The organism is Acinetobacter calcoaceticus (genome assembly GCF_016508255.1).
Taxonomy (GTDB): Bacteria; Pseudomonadota; Gammaproteobacteria; order Pseudomonadales; family Moraxellaceae; genus Acinetobacter; species Acinetobacter calcoaceticus_E.
The window spans coordinates 1-5554 of the sequence record NZ_JADVKT010000017.1 but is presented as its reverse complement, the minus strand read 5'-3'; the positions used below and the strand labels follow the sequence as shown (position 1 = coordinate 5554).

Annotated in this window: 2 tRNA genes and 3 rRNA genes; all 5 read right to left on the bottom strand. The window is 48.6% G+C overall.

Going from position 1 to position 5554, the window contains the following annotated elements:
* Nucleotides 1-17 precede the first annotated feature (17 nt).
* Nucleotides 18-132: ribosomal RNA gene (gene rrf / locus I5515_RS17405) — 5S ribosomal RNA — on the bottom strand.
* A 182-nt stretch (nucleotides 133-314) separates the two neighbouring features.
* Nucleotides 315-3208 (bottom strand): 23S ribosomal RNA (locus tag I5515_RS17400).
* A 362-nt stretch (nucleotides 3209-3570) separates the two neighbouring features.
* Nucleotides 3571-3646: transfer RNA gene (locus I5515_RS17395), tRNA-Ala, on the bottom strand.
* 56 nt (nucleotides 3647-3702) lie between these two features.
* A tRNA-Ile gene (locus tag I5515_RS17390) sits at nucleotides 3703-3779 on the bottom strand.
* 59 nt (nucleotides 3780-3838) lie between these two features.
* A 16S ribosomal RNA gene (locus tag I5515_RS17385) occupies nucleotides 3839-5376 on the bottom strand.
* Together the 16S, 23S and 5S rRNA genes with 2 tRNA genes alongside form the textbook arrangement of a ribosomal RNA operon.
* Nucleotides 5377-5554 lie beyond the last annotated feature (178 nt).

Below are 5554 nucleotides of genomic sequence, written 5' to 3'. Positions count from 1 at the left end.
GGGGTGTTTGAATAATGAGCTGGCGATGACTTACTCTCACATGGGAAACCCCACACTACCATCAGCGCTAAGAGGTTTCACTTCTGAGTTCGGGAAGGGATCAGGTGGTTCACTCTTGCTATGGTCGCCAGCACAACTGGTATGGATACTTGCATTGGTCTTATTGGCTGCCGATGCGTTTTCCAAATCTTTACAGATGGGCTGATTGAGTCTTACTTTATGTTGTTCATTTTAGCTAAGCGTATAACTAAATCAAGTTGCTTTGCATATTTATGAATCGATTGATGCTTTATATACAACTGCTTGGGTGTTGTATAGTCAAGCCTCACGAGCAATTAGTATTGGTCAGCTTCACATATCACTATGCTTCCACATCCAACCTATCAACGTCCTAGTCTCGAACGGCTCTTTAGAGGACATAAAGTCCTAGGGAAATCTTATCTTGAGGTAGGCTTCCCGCTTAGATGCTTTCAGCGGTTATCCCTTCCGAACATAGCTACCCGGCGATGCGACTGGCGTCACAACCGGTACACCAGAGGTTCGTCCACTCTGGTCCTCTCGTACTAGGAGCAGATCCTCTCAAATTTCCAGCGCCCACGGTAGATAGGGACCGAACTGTCTCACGACGTTCTAAACCCAGCTCGCGTACCTCTTTAAATGGCGAACAGCCATACCCTTGGGACCTGCTTCAGCCCCAGGATGAGATGAGCCGACATCGAGGTGCCAAACACCGCCGTCGATATGAACTCTTGGGCGGTATCAGCCTGTTATCCCCAGAGTACCTTTTATCCGTTGAGCGATGGCCCTTCCATACAGAACCACCGGATCACTAAGACCTACTTTCGTACCTGCTCGACTTGTGGGTCTCGCAGTTAAGCGCGCTTTTGCCTTTATACTCTACGCGTGATTTCCGACCACGCTGAGCGCACCTTCGTACTCCTCCGTTACTCTTTAGGAGGAGACCGCCCCAGTCAAACTACCCACCAGACATGGTCCTCGCCCCGGATTACGGGGCAGAGTTAGAACCTCAACATTACCAGGGTGGTATTTCAAGGACGGCTCCATTGGAACTAGCGTTCCAACTTCAAAGCCTCCCACCTATCCTACACAAGTAAGGTCAAAGTTCAATGTCAAGCTGCAGTAAAGGTTCACGGGGTCTTTCCGTCTAGCCGCGGGTACACTGCATCTTCACAGCGATTTCGATTTCACTGAGCCTCTGCTGGAGACAGCGCCGCCATCATTATGCCATTCGTGCAGGTCGGAACTTACCCGACAAGGAATTTCGCTACCTTAGGACCGTTATAGTTACGGCCGCCGTTTACTGGGGCTTCGATCAAGAGCTTCGCTTACGCTAACCCCATCAATTAACCTTCCAGCACCGGGCAGGCATCACACCCTATACGTCCACTTTCGTGTTTGCAGAGTGCTATGTTTTTAATAAACAGTTGCAGCGGCCTGGTTTCTGTGGCTGTCATCAGCTCAGGAAGCAAGTTCCATCACCAACAACAGCGTACCTTCTCCCGAAGTTACGGTACCATTTTGCCTAGTTCCTTCAGCAGAGTTCTCTCAAGCGCCTTGGTCTACTCGACCTGACCACCTGTGTCGGTTTAGGGTACGATTCCTGTGTAACTGAAGCTTAGAGACTTTTCCTGGAAGCATGGTATCAGCCACTTCGCTGTACAAGTACAGCTTGCTATCAGATCTCAGCATAGAGCACCCCGGATTTGCCTAAGATGCATGCCTACTTCCTTTCACCTGGACAACCAACGCCAGGCTGACTTAACCTTCTCCGTCCTCTCATCGCATTACACAGAAGTATTGGAATATTAACCAATTTCCCATCGACTACGCCTTTCGGCCTCGCCTTAGGGGTCGACTCACCCAGCCCCGATTAACGTTGGACTGGAACCCTTGGTCTTTCGGCGAACGGGTTTTTCACCCGTTTTGTCGTTACTCACGTCAGCATTCGCACTTCTGATACCTCCAGCATACTTCTCAATACACCTTCATCGGCTTACAGAACGCTCCCCTACCACTTGACTTAAAAGTCAAATCCGCAGCTTCGGCACATAGTTTTAGCCCCGTTACATCTTCCGCGCAGGCCGACTCGACTAGTGAGCTATTACGCTTTCTTTAAAGGGTGGCTGCTTCTAAGCCAACCTCCTAGCTGTCTATGCCTTCCCACATCGTTTCCCACTTAACTATGATTTTGGGGCCTTAGCTGGCGGTCTGGATTGTTTTCCTCTTGACTACGGACGTTAGCACCCGCAGTCTGTCTCCCGGATAGTACTCATAGGTATTCGGAGTTTGCATCGGTTTGGTAAGTCGGGATGACCCCCTAGCCGAAACAGTGCTCTACCCCCTATGGTATTCGTCCGAGGCGCTACCTAAATAGCTTTCGGGGAGAACCAGCTATCACCAGGCTTGATTAGCCTTTCACCCCTATCCACAAGTCATCCCCTGGCTTTTCAACGACAGTGGGTTCGGTCCTCCAGTTAGTGTTACCCAACCTTCAACCTGCTCATGGATAGATCGCCTGGTTTCGGGTCTACACCCAGCAACTAAACGCCCTATTAAGACTCGATTTCTCTACGGCTCCCCTATACGGTTAACCTCGCTACTGAATGTAAGTCGCTGACCCATTATACAAAAGGTACGCAGTCACCGAACAAGTCGGCTCCCACTGCTTGTATGCATGCGGTTTCAGGATCTATTTCACTCCCCTCACAGGGGTTCTTTTCGCCTTTCCCTCACGGTACTGGTTCACTATCGGTCAGTCAGGAGTATTTAGCCTTGGAGGATGGTCCCCCCATATTCAGACAAGGTTTCACGTGCCTCGCCCTACTCGTCATCATTATGTGTGCCCTTTCGTGTACGGGAATATCACCCTCTACGTTCGCACTTCCCAGAGCGTTCCACTAAAACACACATAACTTAATGGGCTGCTCCCCGTTCGCTCGCCGCTACTAAGGGAATCTCAATTGATTTCTTTTCCTAAGGGTACTGAGATGTTTCACTTCCCCTCGTTCGCCTTGCAACACTATGTATTCATGTTGCAATACCTACCTTAAAGTAGGTGGGTTCCCCCATTCAGAAATCTCCGGATCAAAGGATATTTGCCGCCTCCCCGGAGCTTATCGCAGGCTATTACGTCTTTCATCGCCTCTGACTGCCAAGGCATCCACCACATGCACTTAATTACTTGACTATACAACCCCAAACAGTCGTTATTACCTACAAGGAGTAATAAGACATGATCAATGATTTCTCATCAATCTCTTACAGTTTGAAGTACTGTGTATTTAAACACTGTACAGCTTCAATCTAATTCATATACCAAAACGCTTGATTCAGTTAATTTGCTAGTTCTCAATTCATTTAGATCAATTGCTTAATCTAAACTCTTGAGTGAACAATTTATTTCAGACTCAATTTTGCCAATCTGTTAATGAATAAACATGCCTTCGTCAGGTCATGCTTAATACCGTGATACTTAAATCACAGAAGTTAATAAACCAAGATCTAAATCTCTATTTACTAATTTCTGTAATCCGAACTTCTCTTAAGTTCTGGTGGAGACTAGGAGAGTCGAACTCCTGACCTCCTGCGTGCAAAGCAGGCGCTCTACCAACTAAGCTAAGTCCCCAGCTTACATCATCAGTTCTGTATCTTCTTTTCTATAACTTCAACCAGTCAAAGTCATGGTGGGTCTGACAAGACTTGAACTTGTGACCCCACGCTTATCAAGCGTGTGCTCTAACCAACTGAGCTACAGACCCTCAGATACATCTATGAAGAACAACTTGTTGTGGATTCTTACCAATCGTCAATCTTTCGTTAAGGAGGTGATCCAGCCGCAGGTTCCCCTACGGCTACCTTGTTACGACTTCACCCCAGTCATCGGCCACACCGTGGTAAGCGTCCTCCTTGCGGTTAGACTACCTACTTCTGGTGCAACAAACTCCCATGGTGTGACGGGCGGTGTGTACAAGGCCCGGGAACGTATTCACCGCGGCATTCTGATCCGCGATTACTAGCGATTCCGACTTCATGGAGTCGAGTTGCAGACTCCAATCCGGACTACGATCGGCTTTTTGAGATTAGCATCCTATCGCTAGGTAGCAACCCTTTGTACCGACCATTGTAGCACGTGTGTAGCCCTGGCCGTAAGGGCCATGATGACTTGACGTCGTCCCCGCCTTCCTCCAGTTTGTCACTGGCAGTATCCTTAAAGTTCCCGACATTACTCGCTGGCAAATAAGGAAAAGGGTTGCGCTCGTTGCGGGACTTAACCCAACATCTCACGACACGAGCTGACGACAGCCATGCAGCACCTGTATGTAAGTTCCCGAAGGCACCAATCCATCTCTGGAAAGTTCTTACTATGTCAAGGCCAGGTAAGGTTCTTCGCGTTGCATCGAATTAAACCACATGCTCCACCGCTTGTGCGGGCCCCCGTCAATTCATTTGAGTTTTAGTCTTGCGACCGTACTCCCCAGGCGGTCTACTTATCGCGTTAGCTGCGCCACTAAAGCCTCAAAGGCCCCAACGGCTAGTAGACATCGTTTACGGCATGGACTACCAGGGTATCTAATCCTGTTTGCTCCCCATGCTTTCGCACCTCAGCGTCAGTGTTAGGCCAGATGGCTGCCTTCGCCATCGGTATTCCTCCAGATCTCTACGCATTTCACCGCTACACCTGGAATTCTACCATCCTCTCCCACACTCTAGCTAACCAGTATCGAATGCAATTCCCAAGTTAAGCTCGGGGATTTCACATTTGACTTAATTAGCCGCCTACGCGCGCTTTACGCCCAGTAAATCCGATTAACGCTTGCACCCTCTGTATTACCGCGGCTGCTGGCACAGAGTTAGCCGGTGCTTATTCTGCGAGTAACGTCCACTATCTCTAGGTATTAACTAAAGTAGCCTCCTCCTCGCTTAAAGTGCTTTACAACCATAAGGCCTTCTTCACACACGCGGCATGGCTGGATCAGGCTTGCGCCCATTGTCCAATATTCCCCACTGCTGCCTCCCGTAGGAGTCTGGGCCGTGTCTCAGTCCCAGTGTGGCGGATCATCCTCTCAGACCCGCTACAGATCGTCGCCTTGGTAGGCCTTTACCCCACCAACTAGCTAATCCGACTTAGGCTCATCTATTAGCGCAAGGTCCGAAGATCCCCTGCTTTCTCCCGTAGGACGTATGCGGTATTAGCATTCCTTTCGAAATGTTGTCCCCCACTAATAGGCAGATTCCTAAGCATTACTCACCCGTCCGCCGCTAAGTGATAGTGCAAGCACCATCACTCCGCTCGACTTGCATGTGTTAAGCCTGCCGCCAGCGTTCAATCTGAGCCATGATCAAACTCTTCAGTTAAAAATCATTTTGCACCTTATTAAAGACAAGGTGCCAATTCTGGCTCATCAATTTTCTGACTTAAATTTCGCTCAAATAAACTTCGAGTAATTTAAACCAATCAATCAATGATAATATTTCGATCAATCAATCAGTAAAAATCCACACAAGTTGTTCTTCATAATTTCTTAATGATCTT